The organism is Nocardia sp. NPDC003979, from assembly GCF_053605015.1.
Map to the genome: position 1 here is coordinate 743277 of NZ_JBSGIJ010000001.1, position 20376 is coordinate 763652.

Consider the following 20376-nt stretch of genomic DNA (forward strand, 5'->3'; position numbering starts at 1 on the left):
CGGCAAACGAAACGACCCGCCATCACTGGGATGGCGGGTCGTTTTCGTCTGTGATCTAGCGGTCGCCGGAAAGGCGGAACGGCACGTGCTTCAGGCCGCCCCAGGCCAGGGCAACGGTGGTGTCGACGGCCTCGTCCTTGGGAACCGGACGATCGGCCTCGAGCCAGTAGCGCGCCGAGAACTGGCTCGCGCCGACCAGGCCGACGGCCAGGATGCGCGCCCGGTACGGGTCGAGACCGGAGTCGTGGGCGACCAGGTCGAAGACCGCGTCGACGCAGGCCTCGGTGGCCTGTTCCACCCGGCGCTGCACCTGCGGTTCGCTGGTGAGGTCGGATTCGAAGACGAGGCGGAAACCCTGCATCTCGTTGTCGACGAAATCGAAGTAGGCGGCGACGGCGGCGCGCACACGCTGCTTGTTGTCGGTGGTGGAGCGCAGCGCCTGACGCACGCTCGACACCAGGATGTCCACATAGTTCTGCAGAACAGCCAGATACAGTTCCAGCTTGCTCGCGAAGTGCTGGTAGAGCACCGGCTTGCTGACACCGGCCACCTGCGAGATCTCGTCCATGCCCGCGGCGTGGTAGCCACGCTGGACGAATACCTCGCTCGCCGCGAGGAGCAGTTGCTGACGCCGCTCGTCACGAGGCAGGCGGGTGCCGCGCTTTGCCGGGACCGTCTCCGGCACCGATCGGCGCGAGGTCATGCGGTCCACGAGGTCAGTCATCTCGGCTCTCTTTGTCGACTACACCAGGCAGGCGAATGTGCGCCCGATGTCCCACGAACGATACTCGCACAGTGTTCCCCCAGAGTTTCGCCCTGGAAATGTAGTACCAGGCGGGAACGTTCGCCGGGCCGTAACCGGCGGATCTTCCCCGGCCACCCGCGTCACCGATTTGGCCACTGTGAGAATCTGGTGTGGTGACCGACCGCCCGGAACGACCATCCGGCGGCGGGCGCGATGTCGCTCGCCCCACGCAAACCACCGAGTCCGGTTCAGTGACTTCGGAGTCAGAAGGGCGGGAACTGCAGGTCTACGACCCCCTCGGGCTGTACCAACCGGCCGACCGATCGCGTCAGCCCCTCCGCGCACGCTGGGATCCCACCGAGTCCGACACGGGCAGGCCGCGCAGCCCGCAACGCGACGCCAAGAAGCAGAGCGCCCTCGGCCGTTTCGTGTCCACCTACGGGTGGCGGGCCTACGCGCTGCCGGTGTTGCTGGCGGTGACGGCTTTCGTGATCTTCGACGCGCTGCGCGTGGCCAAGCAGCCGGCTCCCGTGGACCCGGGGTTCGGGGCATTGAGCCCGAACGTCGCCCAGTCCGGCATCATCGGCGCGCCGCCCGGCGACGGGAAGTTCCCCGCCGATCTGCCGCTCGGCGCCCTTCCCGAGGGTGGCGCGTTCGTCGAGCGCGGCGCGGGCACCTGGCATGTGGTGCCGGGCGCGGGCCCACAGGTCGGGGCGGGCACCGAGCGGGTGTTCCGCTACACCGTCGAGGTGGAGGACGGCATCGACACCTCGGCCTACGGTGGTGACGTGGCCGTGGCCAAGATGGTGGAGACCACGCTGGCCAACCCCAAGAGCTGGACCAAGGACCCCAAGTTCGGGTTCCAGCGCATCGACGTCGGCGAACCCGACTTCCGGCTCTCGCTCACCTCCCGCGAAAGCACCCGCGCCGCTTGTGGATTCGAGATCCCCATCGACTCGTCGTGTTACAACGCGAGCATCGACCGGGTGGTGCTGTCGGAGGCCCGCTGGGTGCGCGGCGCGCTCGCCTTCGACGGCGACATCGGTTCCTACCGGCAGTACCTCGTCAACCACGAGGTGGGCCACGCCATCGGCTACCACGGCCACCAGCCGTGCGAGACCGAGGGCGGGCTGGCGCCGATCATGATGCAGCAGACCTTCGGCACCAAGAACAACGACATCGCCCTGCTCGACCCGCACGGTGTGGTCCCACCCGACGGCAAGACCTGCCGCTTCAATCCCTGGCCGTACCCGCGCGGCTGACAGCTCCGCCGGTGCGAGACCATGGGCGGGAAGAACAGTACGGCGGTCAGTGTTGTAGATACACACGGCCATCGGTTTGCGGCCGCCTTGATCTGGACTGACCAGAGGGTGCGACGAAGGAGTGCCCGGCGGGAGGGAAGATCAAGGGAACAGGCCGCAAACCCGCGGCGCCAGCCGCCAAAGAAACGGAGTTCCAACGTGTCTTTCAACGGGTCCCTACCGCCGCTCGTCGAGCCTGCGGCGGAACTGACCAAGGATGAGGTCGCGCGGTACAGCCGCCACCTGATCATCCCCGATCTCGGTGTCGACGGTCAGAAACGGTTGAAGAACGCCAAGGTGCTCGTGATCGGCGCGGGCGGTCTCGGGTCGCCCGCCCTGCTGTATCTGGCCGCTGCGGGCGTCGGCACGCTCGGCATCGTCGAGTTCGACGAGGTCGACATGTCGAACCTGCAGCGCCAGGTCATCCACGGCGAGTCCGACATCGGCCGGTCCAAGGCCGACAGCGCCCGCGATTCGATCCTCGAGATCAATTCGGGAATCGACGTGCGGCTGCACAAGATCCGCCTCGAACCCGACAACGCCGTCGAGCTGTTCGGCGAGTACGACCTGATCGTCGACGGCACCGACAACTTCGCCACCCGCTACCTGGTCAACGACGCCGCCGTCCTCGCGGGCAAGCCCTACGTGTGGGGCTCGATCTACCGCTTCGAGGGTCAGGTGTCGGTGTTCTGGGAGGACGCGCCCGACGGGCGCGGCATCAACTACCGCGACCTGTACCCGGAGGCCCCGCCGCCGGGCATGGTCCCGTCCTGCGCCGAGGGCGGCGTGCTCGGCGTGCTGTGCGCGTCGATCGGTTCGGTGATGGTGACCGAGGCGATCAAGCTCATCACCGGCATCGGTGAGACGCTGCTGGGCCGTCTGATGGTCTACGACGCACTGGACATGAACTACCGCACCATCAAGCTGCGCCGCGATCCGGAACGTCAGCCGATCACCGAACTGATCGACTACGAGGCGTTCTGCGGTGTGGTGTCGGAGGAGGGCCAGGCCGCCGCCGCCGGGTCGACCGTCACCGCCGCCGAGCTGAAGGACCTGCTCGACGCCGACAAGGTCGAACTCATCGACGTGCGTGAGCCGGTCGAGTGGGACATCGTGCACATCGACGGTGCGACGCTGATCCCCAAGGACCGCATCCTGTCCGGTGAGGCGCTCTCGGAGCTACCGCAGAACAAGCCGATCGTGTTGCACTGCAAGACCGGGATCCGCTCGGCCGAGGCGCTGGCCGCGCTCAAGCGCGCCGGTTTCGCCGACGCGACGCACCTGCAGGGTGGCGTGGTGGCCTGGGCCAAGCAGGTCGATCCGTCGCTGCCCGTGTACTGATCCGTACCGGTCCGCCGTTGATTGCGGGGAGGTCGCAATGGGGTCGCGTGCCAGCGTGCCTTCGGGCTGTTGACGCGTCCTCAGGGTTACGGTACGGCCGTGACGTCAGTGACTTCAGTCGAACCACCCGAGCATGTGCGGGCCACATTCGGTCTTCGCGAAGTGACGCCGGTCTCCCTCGGTGACTGGGACGGTGGCTGGCGGCTCGGCGATGTGGTGCTGAGCCCGGTGGCCGATCACGCCCGCGCGGCGTGGTCGGCCAAGGTGCGCGAAACCCTCGCCGTCGACGGTGTGCGCGTCGCGCGCCCGGTGCGTGCCACCGACGGCCGCTACGTGGTGTCGGGCTGGCGTGCCGACACCTTCATCGACGGCGCCCCCGAACCCCGCCACGACGAGGTGGTGTCGGTGTCGCTGCGATTACACAAGGCGACAGCACAATTGGAGCGCCCGCGTTTCCTGGTGCAGCCGCCCGTCGCGCCGTGGGTGGATGTGGATGTGTTCGTCGCCGCCGACCGTGCCGCCTGGGAATCGGTGCCGCTGCGCACCCTGCGCGCGGGCGGCGTACCCCTCACCGCGACCCCCGACGGCCAACGCAGCCTGGAATTGATCGGCCAACTGGCCACTCTGCGCAAACCGGTCCGCAGCCCCGACCAGCTCGTCCACGGCGACCTGTTCGGCACGGTCCTGTTCTCCGGCACCCACGCCCCCGGCCTCACCGACATCACCCCGTACTGGCGCCCCGCCTCCTGGGCGGCGGGCGTGGTCGTCGTCGACGCCCTGGCCTGGGGCGGTGGTGACGACGGCCTCCTGGAACGCTGGTCCAGCTTGCCCGAATGGCCCCAGATGCTGTTGCGCGCCTTGATCTTCCGCCTCGCCGTGCACGCTCTGCACCCCCGCTCCACCCCGGAAGCCTTTCCGGGCCTTGCCCGCACGGCCGATATGGTCCGCCTGGTGCTGTAGCAGAAATGCCGAAAGCCGCGCCCGGTCGGGGATTCCGGGCGCGGCTTTCGTGGTGTCAGACGTTGGCGTAGGCCAGGGACGGGATTTTGTCGGTGGCGAAGGAGGTGCGCAGGTAGCACCACCAGGTGACGCCCGCCATGACGACGAAGGTGACGGCGTAGGCCCAGAAGGCGGGGGCCATGGAGCCGAAGTTGATGTTGGACAAGCGAAGTGCCTGCTGCAGGATGAATCCGCCGAAGGCGCCGACGGCACCGATCACGCCGATCGCGGCGCCGGCCTGACGACGTGCCGATGCCTGGGCCTCGGTGAGCTGCATGCCGTGTTCGGCGGCGTACTTCTTGGCGGTGGCGCCGAAGATCGACGGGATCATCCGGTAGGTCGAGCCGTTGCCGACACCGGTGAGCACGAACAGCAGCAGGAACGCGGCGAGGTAGAGCGGGAAGCTCTTCATCGACAGCGCGGTCATGATCAACGCGACCGCCACAGCCATTCCGGTGAAGACGATCACCGTGATGCGCGCGCCGCCGACCTTGTCGGAGATCCACCCGCCGACCGGGCGGCTGAACGACCCGACGAGGGCGCCGAGGAAGGCGAGGTTACCGACCATGCTGATCCAGCCGATCTGGGTCAGGTGCGGGAAGTTGGCCTTGATCAGGGTCGGGAAGGCGAACGAGAAGCCGATGAACGAACCGAAGGTGCCGATGTAGAGGAACGACATGATCCAGGTGTGCGGATTGGTGAGCGCCAGCTTGTAGGACCTGCCGTCGGCCTTGGCCGAGGCGATCGAGTCCATGTAGCGCAGCGCGCCGAACGCGGCGACCAGGATGAACGGCACCCAGACCAGGATGGCGAGGGTGAGGCCGAACCGGTAGCCCGCGGCGTCCTTGGCCAGCAGGTGCGTGCCGAGGGTGATCAGCAACGGTGCGGCCAATTGTGTCTGTGCCACACCGAGATTGCCGCCCGCGGCGTTGATGCCGAGCGCGGCGCCCTTCTTGCCCTCGGGGAAGAAGAACGAGATGTTGGCCATCGACGACGAGAAGTTGCCGCCGCCCACACCGGCGAGCGCGGCCAGCAGCAGGAACACCCACATCGGGGTGCCCGGCTGGTTGACGAAGTACGCCAGGCCGAGCGTCGGGAACAGCAGCATGCCCGCGCTGAAGGCGGTGAAGGCCCGACCGCCGAACTTGGGGACGGCGAAGGTGTAGGGGATGCGCAGGGTGGCGCCGACCAGGGTGGGCACCGAGGTCAGCAACAAGGCGTTGGCGACGGCGGTCGGGTTGCCCTTGCCGAGGCCGTCCAGGAACGTGAAGCCCGCGGCGCCCATGGCGGTGACGATGGAACCGAACAGGACCCAGACGCTGAAGCCGAGGTTCTCGGCGAACACCGAGAACCACAGGTTCTTCTTGGCGGTCTTCTCACCGCCCGATTCCCAGAACTTCGGATTGTCGGGTTCCCACTGGGTGAGCCAGCGGCCCTTCTTCTCATATTCGAACGACGCGGTGTCTGTCGTCTGGCCGGTGGCGGCGATTGCGGTCATCGGCTTCCTCTCGATCGGGCGCGTGATGCGGTGTCGAGAGAAACGGTAGAAGCCGGTTGTTGCGTGGCAATGGCCTCAGGTGACATTCGAGCCAACTCGGGCTCACCGCGCCGTTCCCGTCGGGGTGACAGCTCGGTTACCCGGCGAAACGCGGGCGATCCGGGTACTCGGCGATGAGCGAGCCGAGGAAGCAGCGCGCCGCCTGCATGGCGCGCTCGGCGTCACCGTCGATGACGGCCTGCACCAGTTCGATGTGCTCGCTGTCGTAGGCGTCGTCGGATTTGGCGGTGCGCGCGTGGATCACCTGCTCGATCACCGGCAGCAGCGAGTCGTAGAACTCCAGATACACGGCGTTGTGGCTGGCGACGACGATCGCGCGGTGCAATTCCACATCGGCGGCGATGGCCACCGGGTCGGGTTTGGTCCAGTCGCGGTCGTTGCGTTCGGCCAGCAGGCGGCGCAGGTTGGCGATATCGGTGTCGTCGCGGCGACGCGCGGCCAAGCCCGCGGCGGTGGTGTCGAGCGCCTGGCGCAATTCGAGGATGTCGCGTTCCTCGGCGTCGGCGAAGTACTTGCCGAGCGTGCCGCCCACCTCGGAGGTGGCGATCACATAGGTGCCCGAACCCTGGCGGCGCTCGAGCATGCCCGCGTGGACCAGGGCCTGCACGGCTTCACGCACGGTATTGCGGCCGGTGCCGGTGAGTTCGGTGAGCTCGGGTTCGGTGGGGATACGGCCGCCGACCGGCCAACGGCCCGACCGGATTTCGGCGCGCAGTTGTTCGGTCACCTGGGCGATGAGGCTGGAGCGCCGGACGGGTTGCACGTGAGCCAGCGTAAGGCAAAGCGCCATGCTGTTACTCGAGCCTGACTTGTCGCTCACATTTGCTGGCGTCGATCATCGGGTCATCCTATGATTTCGTCTGTGACTGTTCCGCCTCCCCGCGAATTCGAGCCAGACTCAGGTGCTGGCGCGACCATGCTCGGCGACCGGCGGGATGTTGGTGGTGCCGTGAGCTCGTCCCCGGCGAGTTACCCATGTCCTCCCGAGATCAGTGGTCGTGGCGACGACAATCCTCGCGCGATCAGGGAGGAGGGAGAACAGCTCACCCGGCGGTCGCTGATCGAGGGACGGCTGCTGGTTCTCGCGGCCATCATCATGTCGGCGCTCACCCTGCGTGCCGCCGTCACCGCGTTCAGCCCGCTGGCCGAGCAGATCGGTGACGACATCGGGTACGGCACCGCCATCGTCGGCGTGTTCGGCATGCTGCCGACCGCGATGTTCGGCGTCGCCGGGCTGGTCACCCCGTTCGCGGTGCGGCGTTTCGGGCTGGAGCGCACGGTTCTGCTGGCGATGCTGCTGGCCGGATTCGGTTCGCTCGCCCGCGTGTTCTCCTCCGGCACCGGCGAGCTGCTCGCCTTGTCCGGGGTGGCGCTGCTCGGCATGGGTATCGGCAATGTGGTGATTCCGCCGCTGGTCAAGCGGTATTTCGCCGATCGGCTGGCGTCGATCTCCTCGCTCTACATCGTGATGGTGCAGCTGAGCACGGTCATCCCCGCGTTCGTCGCGGTGCCGCTGGCCGAGGCGCACGGGTGGCGCATCTCGATGGGCGTGTGGGCGCTCGTCGGTTTCGCCGCGGCGGTGCCGTGGCTGGTCGTCCTGCGTGACCGGCGTGGTCGTGACAAGGCCGACACCACCGCGCTGCCTGCCGAAACACCGACGGCCACTGGCAAAGTGTGGCGTTCGCCGGTCGCGTGGGGCATGGCGGGCATGTTCGGCATGACCTCGCTCACCACCTACGCCATGTTCACCTGGCTACCGACCATCCTGGCCGACGCGGGCGCCAGCGCGGCCTTCGGCGGCAACATGGTCGCGCTGTTCGCGCTGATCGGCCTGATCCCCGCGCTCGGTGCGCCGACCGTCGTCTCGCGCATGCGCAATCCGTTCCCGGTCGTCGTCGCGTGCATGGTGCTGTTCGTCATCGCTTTCGCGGGTCTGCTGATCGCGCCGATGGGCGCGCCGCTGCTGTGGGTGGTGCTGCTCGGCCTCGGCCCGAGCACCTTCCCGATGGCGCTCACGCTCATCAACCTGCGTACGCGCACACCGCAGGGCTCGGCGGCGCTGTCCGGGTTCACCCAGGGCGTCGGTTACGTCGTCGCCTGTGTGGGTCCGCTGTTGTTCGGCATTCTGCACACCGCCACCGGTGGCTGGCTGGCACCGTTCGGTCTGCTGCTCGTCGCGCTCGGTGTGTTGCTCACCGGCGCCTGGCAGGCCTGCAAACCGCGCATGCTCGAAGACACCTGGAATTGAGCGGAAGAAAACTCACCGTTCGAGTTGCGTAATGGTGCGTTCGGGTCGATGCTACCTACATCACACCCTCACGGGCGTTTCGAATGATTTCCGGCCGCCTTCTTACGTGCGGAAACCGTTGTGTCACATGCCCGAAACAAAAGGGCTGATCTCACCCCTGTGACCGGGGCAGCGTGAGAAACCGTTGATTCAAGCGCAATTTCCCGCAGCATTTCGGCAATACCCATTTCCTACCGTTGGGCCATCGCACTTTTGGGAGGCCCAACTTGAGCACGCTGAAGCGTAACCACGACATCGAGCACTGGGATGCCGAAGATGTCGCGGCCTGGGAGGCCGGCGGCAAGGACGTTGCCAAGCGCAACCTGATCTGGTCGGTCATCGCCGAGCACGTCGGGTTCTCGGTGTGGTCGATCTGGTCGGTGATGGTGCTGTTCATGCCGACCGACAAGTTCGGCATCGATGCGGCGGGCAAGTTCTTCCTCGTCGCCATGCCGACGCTGGTCGGCGGATTCCTGCGGATCCCCTACACCGTGGCCACCGCCCGCTTCGGCGGCCGCAACTGGACGATTTTCAGCGCGCTGCTGCTGCTGGTGCCGCTGGTGCTGACCCTGTACTTCGTCACCCAGCCGGACACCTCGTACACGACCTTCTTGATCGTGGCCGCGTTCGCCGGTGTCGGTGGTGGCAACTTCGCCTCGTCGATGACCAATATCAACGCCTTCTACCCTCAGCGACTCAAGGGCTGGGCGCTCGGCATGAACGCCGGTGGCGGCAATATCGGCGTCCCGGTGATCCAGCTGCTCGGTCTGCTGGTGCTGGTCATCCTCGGCGGCGACTACGCCTACCTCGTCTGCGCGATCTACCTGGTCCTCGTCGGTCTGACCGCGGTCGGCGCCGCCCTGTACATGGACAACCTGCGCAACCAGCAGGCCGACCTGTCCTACATGGTCAAGGCGCTGCGGGTGCCGCAGTCCTACGCCATCGCCTTCCTTTACATCGGCACGTTCGGTTCGTTCATCGGCTACAGCTTCGCCTTCGGCCAGATCCTGCAGATCAGCTTCAAGGCCGGTGGCGACACCGCCACCCAGGCCGCGATCCACGCCGCCTCGATCGCGTTCATCGGCCCGCTGCTCGGTTCGCTGTCGCGCCCCTACGGCGGCAAGCTGGCCGACCGCATCGGCGGCAGCAGGGTTGCGCTCGGCACGTTCGGCGCCATGATGGCCGCCGCGCTGATCGTGATCGCCGCTTCGACGATGGCCGACCGCAACAACGGGGTCGCCTCCGGCGCCACCATGACCTTCCTGGTCATCGGCTTCATCGCCCTGTTCGTCCTGTCCGGTTTCGGCAACGGTGCCGTCACCAAGATTATCCCGTCGGTGTTCGAGGCCAAGTCCAAGAGCCTGCCGGGCTCGCGGGCCGAGCAGGCCGCCTGGTCGCAGAACGCCGGCGGCGCCCTGATCGGCTTCGTCGGCGCGATCGGCACCCTGGGTGGTGTCGGCATCAACATGGTGCTGCGCAGCTCCTATGCCAGCACCGCCTCGGCCACCACCGCGTTCTGGGTGTTCCTCGCCTTCTACGTGGTCTGCGCGGTCGTCACCTGGGCCGTGTTCCTGCGCCGTCCCCGCTCCACGTCCCTGGTCTCCGACTCCGATGTCGTGGTCGAAGCCGAAAACCTGGTCCTCGAGGCCGAATCCACCGCTTCGTCGGCCAAGTCGTCGGCTCGCTGACAACCGACCACTACCAAGGAGGTCACTCTCATGAACAGCACTCGCAAGACAGTGGTCGTGGTCGGCCACGGCATGGTCGGACACCGCTTCGTCGAGGCCCTTCGCTCGCGCGACGACGCCGGACAGTGGCGCGTGGTCGTGCTGTCCGAGGAGAAGCTGCCCGCCTACGACCGCGTCGGCCTGTCCTACTACGTCGGCAACTGGAACGCCGACGACCTGGCGCTACCGGGCAACATGTACGACGGCGACGAGTTGGTGGAGCTGCGGCTCGGCCAGCGCGGCGAGTCCATCGACCGCGCGGCCAAGACTGTCACCACCTCCAGCGGTGACGTCATCGCCTACAACGCGCTGGTGATGGCCACCGGTTCCTACGCCTTCGTGCCGCCGGTGCCCGGCCACGACCTGCCCGAGTGCTTCGTCTACCGCACCATCGAAGACCTCGACGGCATCCGCGCCGCGGCCGAGAAGGCCGGACCCGGCGCGCACGGTGTGGTGATCGGCGGTGGTCTGCTGGGCCTGGAGGCGGCCAACGCGCTGCGCCTGATGGGCATGACCCCGCACGTCATCGAGTACAACGACCGCCTGATGCCTGCCCAGGTCGACGCCGGTGGTGGCGCGATCCTGGAGAAGCTGGTCTCCGACATCGGCCTGAACGTGCACACCGGGGTCGGCACCGCCAAGATCGAGTCGATCGAGGAGGAGACCGGCGGGGTCAAGTTGCACCTGTCCGACGAGTCCGAGATCCACGCCTCGCTGGTGGTGTTCTCCGCCGGTATCCGCCCGCACGACTCCGTCGCCAAGGAGGCCGGGCTCGAAATCGGCCCGCGCGGAGGCATTCTCACCGATCTCGGCCTTCGGTCCTCGGACCCCGACATCTACGCGATCGGTGAATGTGCCGCCGTCGAGGGCGTCTGCTACGGCCTGGTGGCTCCCGGTTACACCACCGCCGAGATCGTCGCCGACCGCCTGCTGGGCGGTGCGGGCGAGTTCCCCGGTGCCGACATGTCGACCAAGCTGAAGCTGATGGGCGTGGACGTGGCCTCCTTCGGTGACGCGCACGCCACCACCGAGGGCGCGCTGTCGGTGGTGCTGCACGACGCCGCCAAGGGCACCTACGCCAAGCTCGTCGTCTCCGACAACGCCGAGATCCTGCTCGGCGGGATCCTGGTCGGCGACGCGTCGGCCTACGCCGCGCTGCGTCCGCTGGTCGGGCGTCCGCTGCCCGCCGACCCGGCCTCGCTGATCTCCCCGGCCGGCGCCGAACTGGGTGCCGACGCGCTGCCCGACGACGCGCAGATCTGCTCCTGCAACAACGTGAGCAAGGGCGCCATCTGCGGCGCCATCGCCGAGGGTGCCTGCGATATCCCGGCCGTGAAGGGCTGCACCAACGCGGGCACCTCCTGCGGTGGCTGTGTGCCGATGATCAAGAAGCTGCTGGAGCAGTCCGGTGTCGCGCTGTCGAAGGCGCTGTGTGAGCACTTCGAGCAGTCGCGCGCCGAGCTGTTCGACATCGTGAATGTCACCGGTATCCGGACGTTTTCGGAGCTCATCGCCAAGCACGGCAAGGGTTCGGGTTGCGATATCTGCAAGCCGACCGTCGCCTCGATCCTCGCCTCCACCTCGAGCGACCACATCCTCGAGGGCGAGCAGGCCGCCCTGCAGGACACCAACGACCACTTCCTGGCCAACCTGCAGAAGAACGGCACCTACTCGGTGGTGCCGCGCATGCCCGGTGGTGAGGTGACCGCCGAGCAGTTGATCGTGATCGGCGAGGTCGCCAAGGAATTCGACCTGTACGTGAAGGTCACCGGTGGTCAGCGCATCGACCTGTTCGGCGCCCGCGTCGAGCAGCTGCCGCTGATCTGGAAGCGCCTGGTCGACGCGGGCATGGAATCCGGGCACGCCTACGGCAAGTCGCTGCGCACCGTGAAGAGCTGCGTCGGTTCCACCTGGTGCCGCTACGGCCAGCAGGACTCGGTCGGCATGGCCGTGTTGCTCGAGAAGCGCTACCGGGGTCTGCGTTCGCCGCACAAGTTGAAGCTGGCGGTGTCGGGCTGTGCGCGTGAATGCGCCGAAGCCCGTGGCAAGGATGTCGGCGTGATCGCCACCGAGAACGGCTGGAACCTCTATGTCGGCGGCAACGGTGGTCTCACCCCCAAGCACGCCGTGCTGCTGGCAGGCGACCTCGACGACGAGACGCTGATCCGCTACATCGACCGCTACCTGATGTTCTACATCCGCACCGCCGACCGCCTGCAGCGCACCGCGCCCTGGCAGGAGGCCCTCGAAGGCGGCATGGACTACCTCAAGGCCGTCGTGTGCGACGACAGCCTCGGCATCGCCGCCGACCTCGAGGCCGCCATGGCCAAGCATGTCGACGGATACAAGGACGAGTGGGCCGCGGTGCTCGAGGACGAGAACAAGCTGTCGCGCTTCGTCTCCTTCGTCAATGCCCCTGACGAGGCCGATCCGACGATCGCCTTCGACGAGAGCGGGGAACGCAAGGTGCCAGTGCTTCTCGGTCTGCCCGGCATGCCCGCCGGTGTTGGCTCGGACACAGCAGCAGCCGGGAAATAAGCGCTTAACCCTGTGGAAACAGGGCGCCTGTACCAATAGGTAAGGCGTTCGGAGGAGGAACCGATGACCGTTATCGACACACCCACCATCACCACCGAGACCACGACCTGGACCCAGGCGTGCCGACTCGATTTCCTTATTCCGGGACGCGGCGTTGCGGTCCTGCTCGACGGCGGCAAGCAGGCCGCCCTGTTCCTGCTACCCGACGGCACGCTGGCCGCCGTGGGCAATGTCGATCCGTTCGGCCGGGCCGCGGTCATGTCGCGCGGCATCGTCGGCGACCGGGGCGGGGTCCCGGTGGTGGCCTCGCCGCTGCTCAAGCAGGCTTTCTCCCTCATCGACGGCCGCTGCCTCGACGATGAGACCCAGTCGCTGCCGGTGTATGCCGTGCGACTCGACGCAGGCATCGTCTCGGTGTCGAACGAACCGGTGACTTCATGAATTCTGTGCCCGAAGCGGGACCCTGTCTCGCCGGTTTCACCATCGGTATCACCGCTGCTCGTCGCGCCGAGGAATTCGGCACCCTGCTCACCCGCCGTGGCGCAACCGTGGTGAGCGCGCCCGCCATCCGCATCATCCCGCTCGCCGACGACACCGAACTCGAGCGGGTCACCGAACAGCTCATCGCCGACCCGCCCGCCATCACCGTGGCCACCACCGGCATCGGTTTCCGGGGCTGGATGGAAGCCGCCGAGGGGTGGGGGCTGGCCGAATCGCTGCGTGACACCCTCGCCGCCACCCGCATGCTCGCCCGTGGGCCCAAGGCCAAGGGCGCCATCCGGGCCGCTGAGCTGCGCGAGGAGTGGTCGCCCGCGTCCGAGTCGTCGGCCGAGGTGCTCGACCACCTGCTCGCCGAGGGTGTCGAGGGTGTGCGCATCGCCGTGCAGCTGCACGGTGCGACCACCGAGTGGGAGCCGGTGCCCGACTTCTGCGAGGTGCTGCGCTGCGCGGGCGCCGACGTGGTTCCGGTGCCCGTGTACCGGTGGGAGCCGCCGGCCGATCGCGGGCCGATGGACTCGATGATCGACGCGATCATCTCCGGCAGCCTCGACTGCGTCACCTTCACCAGCGCTCCCGCCGTGGCCTCACTTCTCATGCGCGCCAAGGAAACCGGGCTGCTCGAGTCGGTGCTGCACGCCCTGCGGGGACGGGTGCTCGCCGCCTGTGTCGGCCCGATCACCGCAGCACCGCTGGAGGAACTGGGCGTGCCGACGACCATGCCCGGCCGGGCACGGCTCGGTGCGCTCGCCCGCCACGTGGCCGAGGAACTGCCGCGCCGGGCCAACCGGATCTACGCGGCCGGGCACCTCATCAGCGTGCGCGGTGGTTGCGTTGTCGTCGACGGTGAGGTGCGTCAGCTCGCACCCGCGCCGATGGCGTTGATGCGGTCGCTGGCGCGTCAGCCCGGGCGAGTGGTGTCGCGCGAGGATCTGCTGTCGGCGCTGCCCGGCGGTGGTGACGACACCCATGCGGTGGAGACCGCGATCGCCCGCCTGCGCGCGGGACTCGGCACACCGAAAGCCATTCAGACCGTGGTGAAGCGCGGTTACCGACTCGCTCTCGACGCGGCCGACTGCTCCGACGCCCCGTCGCGTCCGCCGGTGCAGCCGCCGCACGCCGCCGGCATCGGCACTCCGGCGCGGTCGGCGCGGAGCCAGACGATCGGGGTGTGGTGAGCGTGGCGCGGCCGGGTGAGCCGGCCCTCGTGCTCGTCGCGCACGGCACCCGCAGCGCGCGCGGGGTGGAGATGATCGCCGCCCTCGCCGACGCGGTCGGCGCCGAACTGGGCTGCGGCATGGACACCACCGGCCCGAACCCGTTGCTGCGCACCGCTTTCGTCGATGTACTCGGCCCGTCGCCGTCGGAGGTGCTGCGTGACCTCGACGGACCGGCCGTCGTGGTGCCGGCGTTCCTGGCCTCGGGTTACCACGTGTATCAAGACGTTCCGCGTGAGGTGGCCGAGAGCGGACACGCCGCCGTCGCGGTGACTCCCGCCATGGGTCCTGATCCCGCACTGACCAGGATCATGGCGATGCGTCTGCGCGCGGCCGGCTGGCAGCCCGGTGACGCGGTGGTCTTCGCGGCCGCCGGTTCGTCGGATTCCCGTGCGCGTCAGGATGTTCGGCGCGCGGCGGGGATGCTCGCCGAGCAGCTCGCCGCACCGGTCCGGATCGCCTACGTGGCCACCGGCGCTCCGCGCGTCCCGGAAGTCGTTGCGGCCCTGCGTGAATCGGGCTCGCAGGGGGTGTTCATCGCGTCGTACCTGCTGGCCCACGGCCTGTTCCATCAGCGCCTGCACGACGCGGGCGCCGATGGCGTCGCCGAACCGATCGGCGTCCACCCCGCGGTAGTCCGTCTCATCGCCGACCGCTACCGCACCGCCGCTCACGAACTGGCCCGCGCGAACGTCCACTAGGACTTGTGCTTTCGGGCACGCCGCGAGCGCACGCGCGATCGTCCGCTACTGTGCTGTGCCCGCCGTCGTCTGTCGGCAGTTCCGTACCCGCAGTCGTCCGCTAGGCGTGTCGCACCTGCAGTAGTCCGCTAGGCGTTCCGTACCGGCGGTCGTCCGCTCGGGGTTCCGTACCGACGGTCGTCCGTTACCGTGCCGCTGTCTGGGTCGCAGCTGGTGGCATGGTGCGAACCTCGGCCGCGGCTCGGGCCAGTGCGGCGAGGGCCGGTGCACGGTTGTCGGCAGGCCAGGCGAGGACGGTGGTGATCTCCGGGGCGTCGACGACGGGTACCGCGACATGGTCGGGCCACTGCCAGGCGCGGCTAGAGGCCGGGATGACGAGCAGGGTCTTGCCGAGCGCCACGAGCTGCGCGAGTTGTGACTGGGTGCGCACTTCGGGTCCGGGACCGTCGGGGTAGGAGCCGTCGAGCCGGGGCCATCGCGCGATGGGGAGGCCGGGCACATCGGTCACGTCCGCGAGGGTGAGCTGTGGACGTGCGGCGAGCGGATGTCCCGCCGGGAGGAGGGCGACCTGGCCCTCGGTGCAGATGTCTTCGGTGTCGAACCCGGCGAGGTCATCGACCGGCCGGTGCATCAGGGCCACGTCCGCGCGCCCGTTGCGCAGGAATCGTGCCTGCTCACCGACCTCGCACAGGAGAACTTCCACCGGTGCCGTATCGGTGCGGGCCGCCGACGCGGCGAGAAGCCGTTGCAGCAGCTCGTGCGACGCACCGGCTTTCGTCACCAGCACAAGGGGTCGTTGCCGATCCGCCGCCCGCCGGGTCCGTCGAGCGGCGGACGCGACCGCGTCGAGGGCGAGGCGCGCTTCGTGCAGCAGCACATCGCCCGCCCCGGTCAACGCCACACCCCGCCGGTCCCGGTCGAGAAGCTGGACGCCGAGCCGACGTTCCAGCTGCCGGATCGCCCGCGAGAGCGGCGGCTGCGCGATCCCGAGCCGCTGGGCAGCACGCCCGAAGTGCAGCTCCTCGGCCACCGCCACGAAGTACCGCAGCTCACGGGTCTCCAGGTCGTCCACGCGCCCACTGTATCCACCCCGTGATACCCGCCGGGTATCTCGCGGTACCCGATCAATATTGGACGCGACGGATATCGCGCGCCGAGCATGGAATGCGTGAACAACACCAGGACAGCGCTGGTCACCGGCGCGAACAAGGGCATCGGCTTCGCCATCGCCGAAGGTCTCGGATCACTCGGCTTCACGGTCGCGGTGGGAGCACGCGACGAGGCCCGACGCGGGGAGGCCGTGGCGCGGTTGCGTGCGGGCGGCACAGACGCATTCGGCGTCGCCCTCGATGTCACCTCCGACGAGAGTGTCACCGCCGCGGCCGCGAGCATCGAGGAACAAGCCGGGCGCCTCGACGTGCTCGTCAACAACGCCGGCATCGCAGGCCGGTTCGAGGACGGCGCGCAGGACCCCACCACCCTCGACCTCGATGTACTGCGCACGGTCCTGGAAACGAACGTGCTCGGGGTGATTCGGGTGACGAACGCGATGCTCCCGCTGCTCCGTCGTGCCACCGCGCCCCGGATCGTCAACATGTCGAGCAATATGGGTTCGCTGACCCTGCAGACCGGGCCGGTCATGGCCGCCTACGCACCTTCCAAGTCGATGCTCAACAGCGTCACGGCCCAGTACGCTCGCCGATTCGCCGACACGAACATCATCGTGAACCTGGCCTGCCCCGGCTACGTCGCCACCGACTTCACCGGATTCGCCGGAGAACGCACGCCCGAACAGGGCGCCGCGATCGCCCTGCGCCTGGCCACCCTCCCCGACGACGGTCCCCGAGGCGGCTTCTTCGACGACCAGGGAACCGTCGCCTGGTAGCTGTGCGCAGGTGCGACGGGGCACCGCTTCGAAGACGGCAGTGGGGTGCCGGTCGCGATAGGGTGGTGTGATTTTCCATCGAAGGGGGTACCCGTCCATGTCCGGTTCGGACGACAAGCAGTACGCGCAGGAGCCGAACGAACTGACGTCGTACCCCGCCGACGAAGTGGCCGTCCCGCAGCCGCCTGCCCCGGCCACCGCTCCCTTCGCGCCGGGTCAGCAGCCGTATGTGCCGGGTCAGCCGCAGACTCCGATGCCCGCTCCAGGTCAGCCTGTGTCCGGGCAGGTGATCGGTGCGCAGTTCCCGCCCGGCGCTTCTCCAGGACAGCCTTATGTCGGCGGGCAGCCGGGTGGGCCGGTGTTTCCGCCTGCGCCGTATCCCGCGTATGTGCCCGAGCCGGCGGAGACCGAGCCGCGGGTGGTCCCGGAGAACATCCGGATGGCGTTCATCGTGATGCTGGTCGGGGCGGCGGTGGCGTTTCTCGGCGGGGCGTATTCGCTCACCGATATCGACACCGTTCGCACGACCCTTCTCGACTCCTCCGATGGAATGTTCCGCGGCTCGAGCCTCGATGTCCTCGTGTATGCGACGGTCGGTGCGACGGTGGTCGGGGCACTGATCACGGTGGGGCTGTGGATCTGGATGGCGTTCGCGTGCCGGGCCGGGAAGAACTGGGCGCGGATCACCTCGACCATATTCTTCGGCTTCAACGTCCTCTCGACGCTCTACGCGGTCCTCGGGGTGGTTGCGGACCTGGGCGTCACCCCGGGAGCGCTGGCGTTCACCCTCGCCGGTTTCGCCATCGGGCTCGGAGCCGTGGTGCTGCTCTGGAACCCGAAGTCGGCGCCCTTCTTCGCACCCGCCCGCCCGGCCTACCCGCAGTACCCGCTCGCGGGACCCCGCTGACCAGCGGCGCTGTTAGGCTCGAACAGTGGCGCGCACCAAGGAATTCGACCCCGATGTGGTACTGGGCCGCGCACTGGATCTGTTCTGGGAGCGCGGGTACGAGTCGACCTCGATGGCCGATCTCACCGAGTATCTCGGCATAGCCAGGGGTTCCATCTACGCCACCTTCGGCAACAAGCACGACCTGTTCATGCGGGCACTGCAGCGGCACCTGGAGGTCGTCGACGAACGGGTCACCACGCAGCTGTCCGTGCCCGGCCCGGCGCTGCCCGCCGTGCGCGCGCTGATCGACCAGTTCGTGCGCGAGTCGTGCAGCGAGGACCGCTTTCTCGGCTGCCTGGTCACCACGTCGGCGGTGGAACTGGCCGCCCGCGACCAGGAGGTCGCCCGGGCGGTCGAATCCAGTTGGGCCCGGACCGAAACCGCGCTGACCGGCGCCCTCACCCGAGCCCGCGCCCAGGCCGAACTCGCTCCCGACAGCGACCCCCGCGCCCTGGCCCGCTTCCTGCTCGTCTTCCTCCAGGGCGTCTGGGTCCTCGAACGCACCCCGAACGCCGCCTCCCGCCTGCGCGACGCGAACCGGATCGTCACCGCGCTCCTCAGCTGACACACCGCTTCGACCCGGCGCAGCCGGTTCGCGGTCGGCCTCGCCGTGAGTCCGGATGCCTCAGCGAGCCGTGGCGAAATTGGCGCGGTAGGTGCTCGGCGGCACACCGAGCTGGCGAATCATGTGCTGGCGCAACGACTCCGCCGTCCCCATTCCGCTGTGCCTGGCCACCGACTCGACCGACAGCGTCGTCGATTCGAGCAGTTCGCGCGCACGATGAATGCGCTGATGCAGCAACCACTTCTGTGGGCTGAGCCCGGTTTCCTCGTGGAACCGTCTGGTCAGCGTGCGCACACTGGTCCTGGCGTGTGCGGCGAGATCGCGCAGCGACAGGGGAGTGTCGAGCCGCTGCATGGCCCAGGCGCGAGTCGCCGACAGGGAGAGGTCCTCGTCGGGAGGCAGTGCGGTGTCGACGAATTGGGCTTGGCCGCCCGGTCGTACCGGCGTCACCACCGCGGCGCGCGCGGCCGCGTTGGCGACGGTGGCGCCGTAGTCGGTGCGGATCAGGTGCAGGCACAGGTCGATTCCGGCCGCCGCTCCCGCCGCCGTGGTGACCGGCCCGTCCTCGATGAACAGGGCATCGGTCCGCACCGAGACCAGCGGATGAGCCGTGGCCAGTTCGTCGGCCAGCCCCCAGTGCGTCGTCGCGACGCGTCCCTCGAGCAAGCCCGCCTGCGCGAGAACGAAGGCGCCACTGCAGATCGAGGTGACGTGCACACCCCGCGCGACGGCCGCTCGCAGCGCGGCGAGGGTGACCGGATCGGCACCGGTGCGACTGCCGGTGCTCGGCACGATCACGGTGTCGGCCTCGTCGAGCACCTCGAGCCCGTGCCGGACGACCACATCGAAACCGCCCGGGGTGGAAGGCAGGACACCCGGCTCGGCCGTACACACCACCACCCGGTACCCGGGTTCGCCGTCGACGAGTACCGAACCCATCAGGGTCTCCGGCATGGACAGGTCGAATGCCTTCACCGGCGCGACGGCGACCACCGCGATTGTCTTCATGGCCCGATCCTTGGGATAGCTGGCATTCCGGCCACTAGTGTAGCCCGGCCCCGCACGGCATCGTTGGGCGAAACATCTTGCTGGGAAAGGAAATACCGTGTCCATGAATGTGATCGTCGGTCGAGGCGGCGTCGCGACAGCCACCGCACTGCTGCTCGCCGAAGCGGGGGAGCGGGTGCGCATGGTGAGCCGGGGCGGGCTCGGCCCCGCCCACCCGAACGTGGAGCTGATCGCGCTCGACGCCACCGACACCGCCGCCCTGACCGAACTCGCACGTGGCGCCCGGACCGTCTTCAACTGCGCCATGCCCGCCTATCACACCTGGCCGGAAACCCTTCCGCCCCTGTTCGATTCGATCAGGACGGCGGCCGAAGCCGTCGGGGCCGACCTGGTGCTGCTCGGCAACCACTACGGCTACGGCCCCGTCGACGGCGTGGTGGACGAAACCGCACCGCTCACGGCCGCCGGTGCCAAGGGCCGGGTCCGCGCCAAGGTGTGGATCGAAGCGCTCGACGCCCACCGGGCGGGCCGGGTCCGCGTCACCGAGGTGCGCGCGGGTCAGTTCGTCGGAGTCGGCGCCGCCTCCCTGTTCTCCCTGCTCGTGCAGCCCGCGGTACTGGCGGGTGGACCCGCGAGCGTGCCGCAGGGACTCGATCTCGCGCACGCGTTCACCGCGATCGGCGACGCCGCACGGGCGCTGGTCGCCGTGGCGCGTGACGACCGTGCCTGGGGTCGCGCCTGGCACGCCCCGGTGATCACGACGAGCATCCGCGCACTCGCGACCCGGCTCGCGGAACTCGCGGACGCACCGGCTCCCGTGCTCACCGAGATGACCGACGACGAGATCCTCGAACTCGGCCGCGACGACCCGTTCTGGCCGGAACTGCTGGAGACCGCGCACATGTCGCGCCGCGAATTCCTGGTCGCCGACACGGCTCTGCGCACGACCTTCGGCGTCACCGCGTCGGATGTCGACGATGTCCTCGCCGACGTCGTCCGGGCCGCCAGGGTGCCGGCCGAAACGCCCTAGCCCACCCATACAGGACGACACGGACAC

Annotated in this window: 18 protein-coding genes; 13 read left to right on the forward strand and 5 right to left on the reverse strand. The window is 68.4% G+C overall.

The window, feature by feature from the left end; genetic code table 11:
- Window positions 1-55: 55 nt before the first annotated feature.
- Entirely contained in the window at window positions 56-724 is a 669-nt protein-coding gene (locus ACWEVR_RS03315; RefSeq protein ID WP_067491484.1) for a TetR/AcrR family transcriptional regulator, read from the reverse strand.
- A gap of 272 nt (window positions 725-996) precedes the next feature.
- On the opposite strand from ACWEVR_RS03315, the gene ACWEVR_RS03320 reads away from it, so the two are divergent.
- From ACWEVR_RS03320 to ACWEVR_RS03330, 3 genes are all read left to right on the forward strand, one after another.
- A complete protein-coding gene (locus ACWEVR_RS03320) occupies window positions 997-2007 on the forward strand; it encodes a DUF3152 domain-containing protein (protein ID WP_452465631.1) in 1011 nt (336 codons plus the stop codon).
- A 198-nt stretch (window positions 2008-2205) separates the two neighbouring features.
- On the forward strand, window positions 2206-3387 hold the full coding sequence (gene moeZ, locus ACWEVR_RS03325; RefSeq protein ID WP_357395777.1) for an adenylyltransferase/sulfurtransferase MoeZ: 1182 nt from the start codon (window positions 2206-2208) through the stop codon (window positions 3385-3387).
- 108 nt (window positions 3388-3495) lie between these two features.
- Complete coding sequence (locus ACWEVR_RS03330) at window positions 3496-4347, forward strand: TIGR02569 family protein (protein WP_067491486.1); 852 nt, start codon at window positions 3496-3498, stop codon at window positions 4345-4347.
- 55 nt (window positions 4348-4402) lie between these two features.
- Here the strand turns inward: ACWEVR_RS03330 and ACWEVR_RS03335 are convergent, their stop codons facing one another.
- Both ACWEVR_RS03335 and ACWEVR_RS03340 read right to left on the reverse strand, forming a co-directional pair.
- On the reverse strand, window positions 4403-5884 hold the full coding sequence (locus ACWEVR_RS03335; RefSeq protein ID WP_452465632.1) for an MFS transporter: 1482 nt from the start codon (window positions 5882-5884) through the stop codon (window positions 4403-4405).
- Window positions 5885-6020: 136 nt separating this feature from the next.
- Window positions 6021-6707, reverse strand: coding sequence for an FCD domain-containing protein (locus ACWEVR_RS03340; RefSeq protein ID WP_439265044.1), 687 nt, complete (start codon window positions 6705-6707; stop codon window positions 6021-6023).
- Between the two features lie 333 nt (window positions 6708-7040).
- Between ACWEVR_RS03340 and ACWEVR_RS03345 the strand changes: the two genes are divergently transcribed.
- The 6 genes from ACWEVR_RS03345 (at window position 7041) to ACWEVR_RS03370 (ending at window position 14912) form a co-directional block, all read left to right on the forward strand.
- On the forward strand, window positions 7041-8192 hold the full coding sequence (locus tag ACWEVR_RS03345) for an MFS transporter (RefSeq protein WP_452465688.1): 1152 nt from the start codon (window positions 7041-7043) through the stop codon (window positions 8190-8192).
- A gap of 266 nt (window positions 8193-8458) precedes the next feature.
- Window positions 8459-9919, forward strand: a complete 1461-nt coding sequence (locus tag ACWEVR_RS03350; protein WP_452465633.1) for a nitrate/nitrite transporter — start codon at window positions 8459-8461, stop codon at window positions 9917-9919.
- A 30-nt stretch (window positions 9920-9949) separates the two neighbouring features.
- Window positions 9950-12496 (forward strand): nitrite reductase large subunit NirB, encoded by a 2547-nt coding sequence (nirB, locus tag ACWEVR_RS03355; protein ID WP_452465634.1) that lies wholly within the window; start codon window positions 9950-9952, stop codon window positions 12494-12496.
- Between the two features lie 63 nt (window positions 12497-12559).
- Complete coding sequence (gene nirD, locus ACWEVR_RS03360; RefSeq protein WP_067491499.1) at window positions 12560-12937, forward strand: nitrite reductase small subunit NirD; 378 nt, start codon at window positions 12560-12562, stop codon at window positions 12935-12937.
- Window positions 12934-14172, forward strand: a complete 1239-nt coding sequence (locus tag ACWEVR_RS03365) for a uroporphyrinogen-III synthase (protein ID WP_452465635.1) — start codon at window positions 12934-12936, stop codon at window positions 14170-14172. Before nirD ends, ACWEVR_RS03365 begins: the two co-directional genes overlap by 4 nt.
- On the forward strand, window positions 14166-14912 hold the full coding sequence (locus ACWEVR_RS03370) for a sirohydrochlorin chelatase (RefSeq protein WP_452465636.1): 747 nt from the start codon (window positions 14166-14168) through the stop codon (window positions 14910-14912). The genes ACWEVR_RS03365 and ACWEVR_RS03370 overlap by 7 nt, the downstream gene beginning before the upstream one ends.
- Before the next feature lie 184 nt (window positions 14913-15096).
- On the opposite strand, the gene ACWEVR_RS03375 is transcribed toward ACWEVR_RS03370, so the two are convergent.
- A complete protein-coding gene (locus ACWEVR_RS03375) occupies window positions 15097-15984 on the reverse strand; it encodes a LysR family transcriptional regulator (RefSeq protein ID WP_452465637.1) in 888 nt (295 codons plus the stop codon).
- Window positions 15985-16071: 87 nt separating this feature from the next.
- Between ACWEVR_RS03375 and ACWEVR_RS03380 the strand changes: the two genes are divergently transcribed.
- The 3 genes from ACWEVR_RS03380 (at window position 16072) to ACWEVR_RS03390 (ending at window position 18311) form a co-directional block, all read left to right on the forward strand.
- A complete protein-coding gene (locus ACWEVR_RS03380; RefSeq protein WP_452465638.1) occupies window positions 16072-16797 on the forward strand; it encodes an SDR family oxidoreductase in 726 nt (241 codons plus the stop codon).
- A 97-nt stretch (window positions 16798-16894) separates the two neighbouring features.
- The gene (locus tag ACWEVR_RS03385) at window positions 16895-17704 is read left to right on the forward strand and encodes a hypothetical protein (RefSeq protein ID WP_452465639.1); all 810 of its coding nucleotides are present in this window, start codon (window positions 16895-16897) and stop codon (window positions 17702-17704) included.
- 25 nt (window positions 17705-17729) lie between these two features.
- Window positions 17730-18311 (forward strand): TetR/AcrR family transcriptional regulator, encoded by a 582-nt coding sequence (locus tag ACWEVR_RS03390; protein ID WP_452465640.1) that lies wholly within the window; start codon window positions 17730-17732, stop codon window positions 18309-18311.
- Window positions 18312-18371: 60 nt separating this feature from the next.
- Here ACWEVR_RS03390 and ACWEVR_RS03395 read toward each other — a convergent pair whose 3' ends face one another.
- Window positions 18372-19319 (reverse strand): GlxA family transcriptional regulator, encoded by a 948-nt coding sequence (locus tag ACWEVR_RS03395; RefSeq protein ID WP_452465641.1) that lies wholly within the window; start codon window positions 19317-19319, stop codon window positions 18372-18374.
- 97 nt (window positions 19320-19416) lie between these two features.
- Between ACWEVR_RS03395 and ACWEVR_RS03400 the strand changes: the two genes are divergently transcribed.
- Window positions 19417-20349 carry an NAD-dependent epimerase gene (locus ACWEVR_RS03400; protein WP_452465642.1) on the forward strand — a complete coding sequence of 311 codons (933 nt, stop codon included), beginning with the start codon at window positions 19417-19419 and terminating at the stop codon, window positions 20347-20349.
- The last annotated feature ends 27 nt before the right edge of the window (window positions 20350-20376 follow it).

Bases quoted from the DNA above. Each gene is read 5' to 3' on its own strand.
- ACWEVR_RS03315 (WP_067491484.1), bottom strand. From the start codon at position 724: ATGACTGACCTCGTGGACCGCATGACCTCGCGCCGATCGGTGCCGGAG.
- ACWEVR_RS03335 (WP_452465632.1), bottom strand. From the start codon at position 5,884: ATGACCGCAATCGCCGCCACCGGCCAGACGACAGACACCGCGTCGTTC.
- ACWEVR_RS03345 (WP_452465688.1), top strand. From the start codon at position 7,041: ATGTCGGCGCTCACCCTGCGTGCCGCCGTCACCGCGTTCAGCCCGCTG.
- nirB (WP_452465634.1), top strand. From the start codon at position 9,950: ATGAACAGCACTCGCAAGACAGTGGTCGTGGTCGGCCACGGCATGGTC.
- nirD (WP_067491499.1), top strand. From the start codon at position 12,560: ATGACCGTTATCGACACACCCACCATCACCACCGAGACCACGACCTGG.
- ACWEVR_RS03365 (WP_452465635.1), top strand. From the start codon at position 12,934: ATGAATTCTGTGCCCGAAGCGGGACCCTGTCTCGCCGGTTTCACCATC.
- ACWEVR_RS03380 (WP_452465638.1), top strand. From the start codon at position 16,072: ATGGAATGCGTGAACAACACCAGGACAGCGCTGGTCACCGGCGCGAAC.
- ACWEVR_RS03385 (WP_452465639.1), top strand. From the start codon at position 16,895: ATGTCCGGTTCGGACGACAAGCAGTACGCGCAGGAGCCGAACGAACTG.
- ACWEVR_RS03395 (WP_452465641.1), bottom strand. From the start codon at position 19,319: ATGAAGACAATCGCGGTGGTCGCCGTCGCGCCGGTGAAGGCATTCGAC.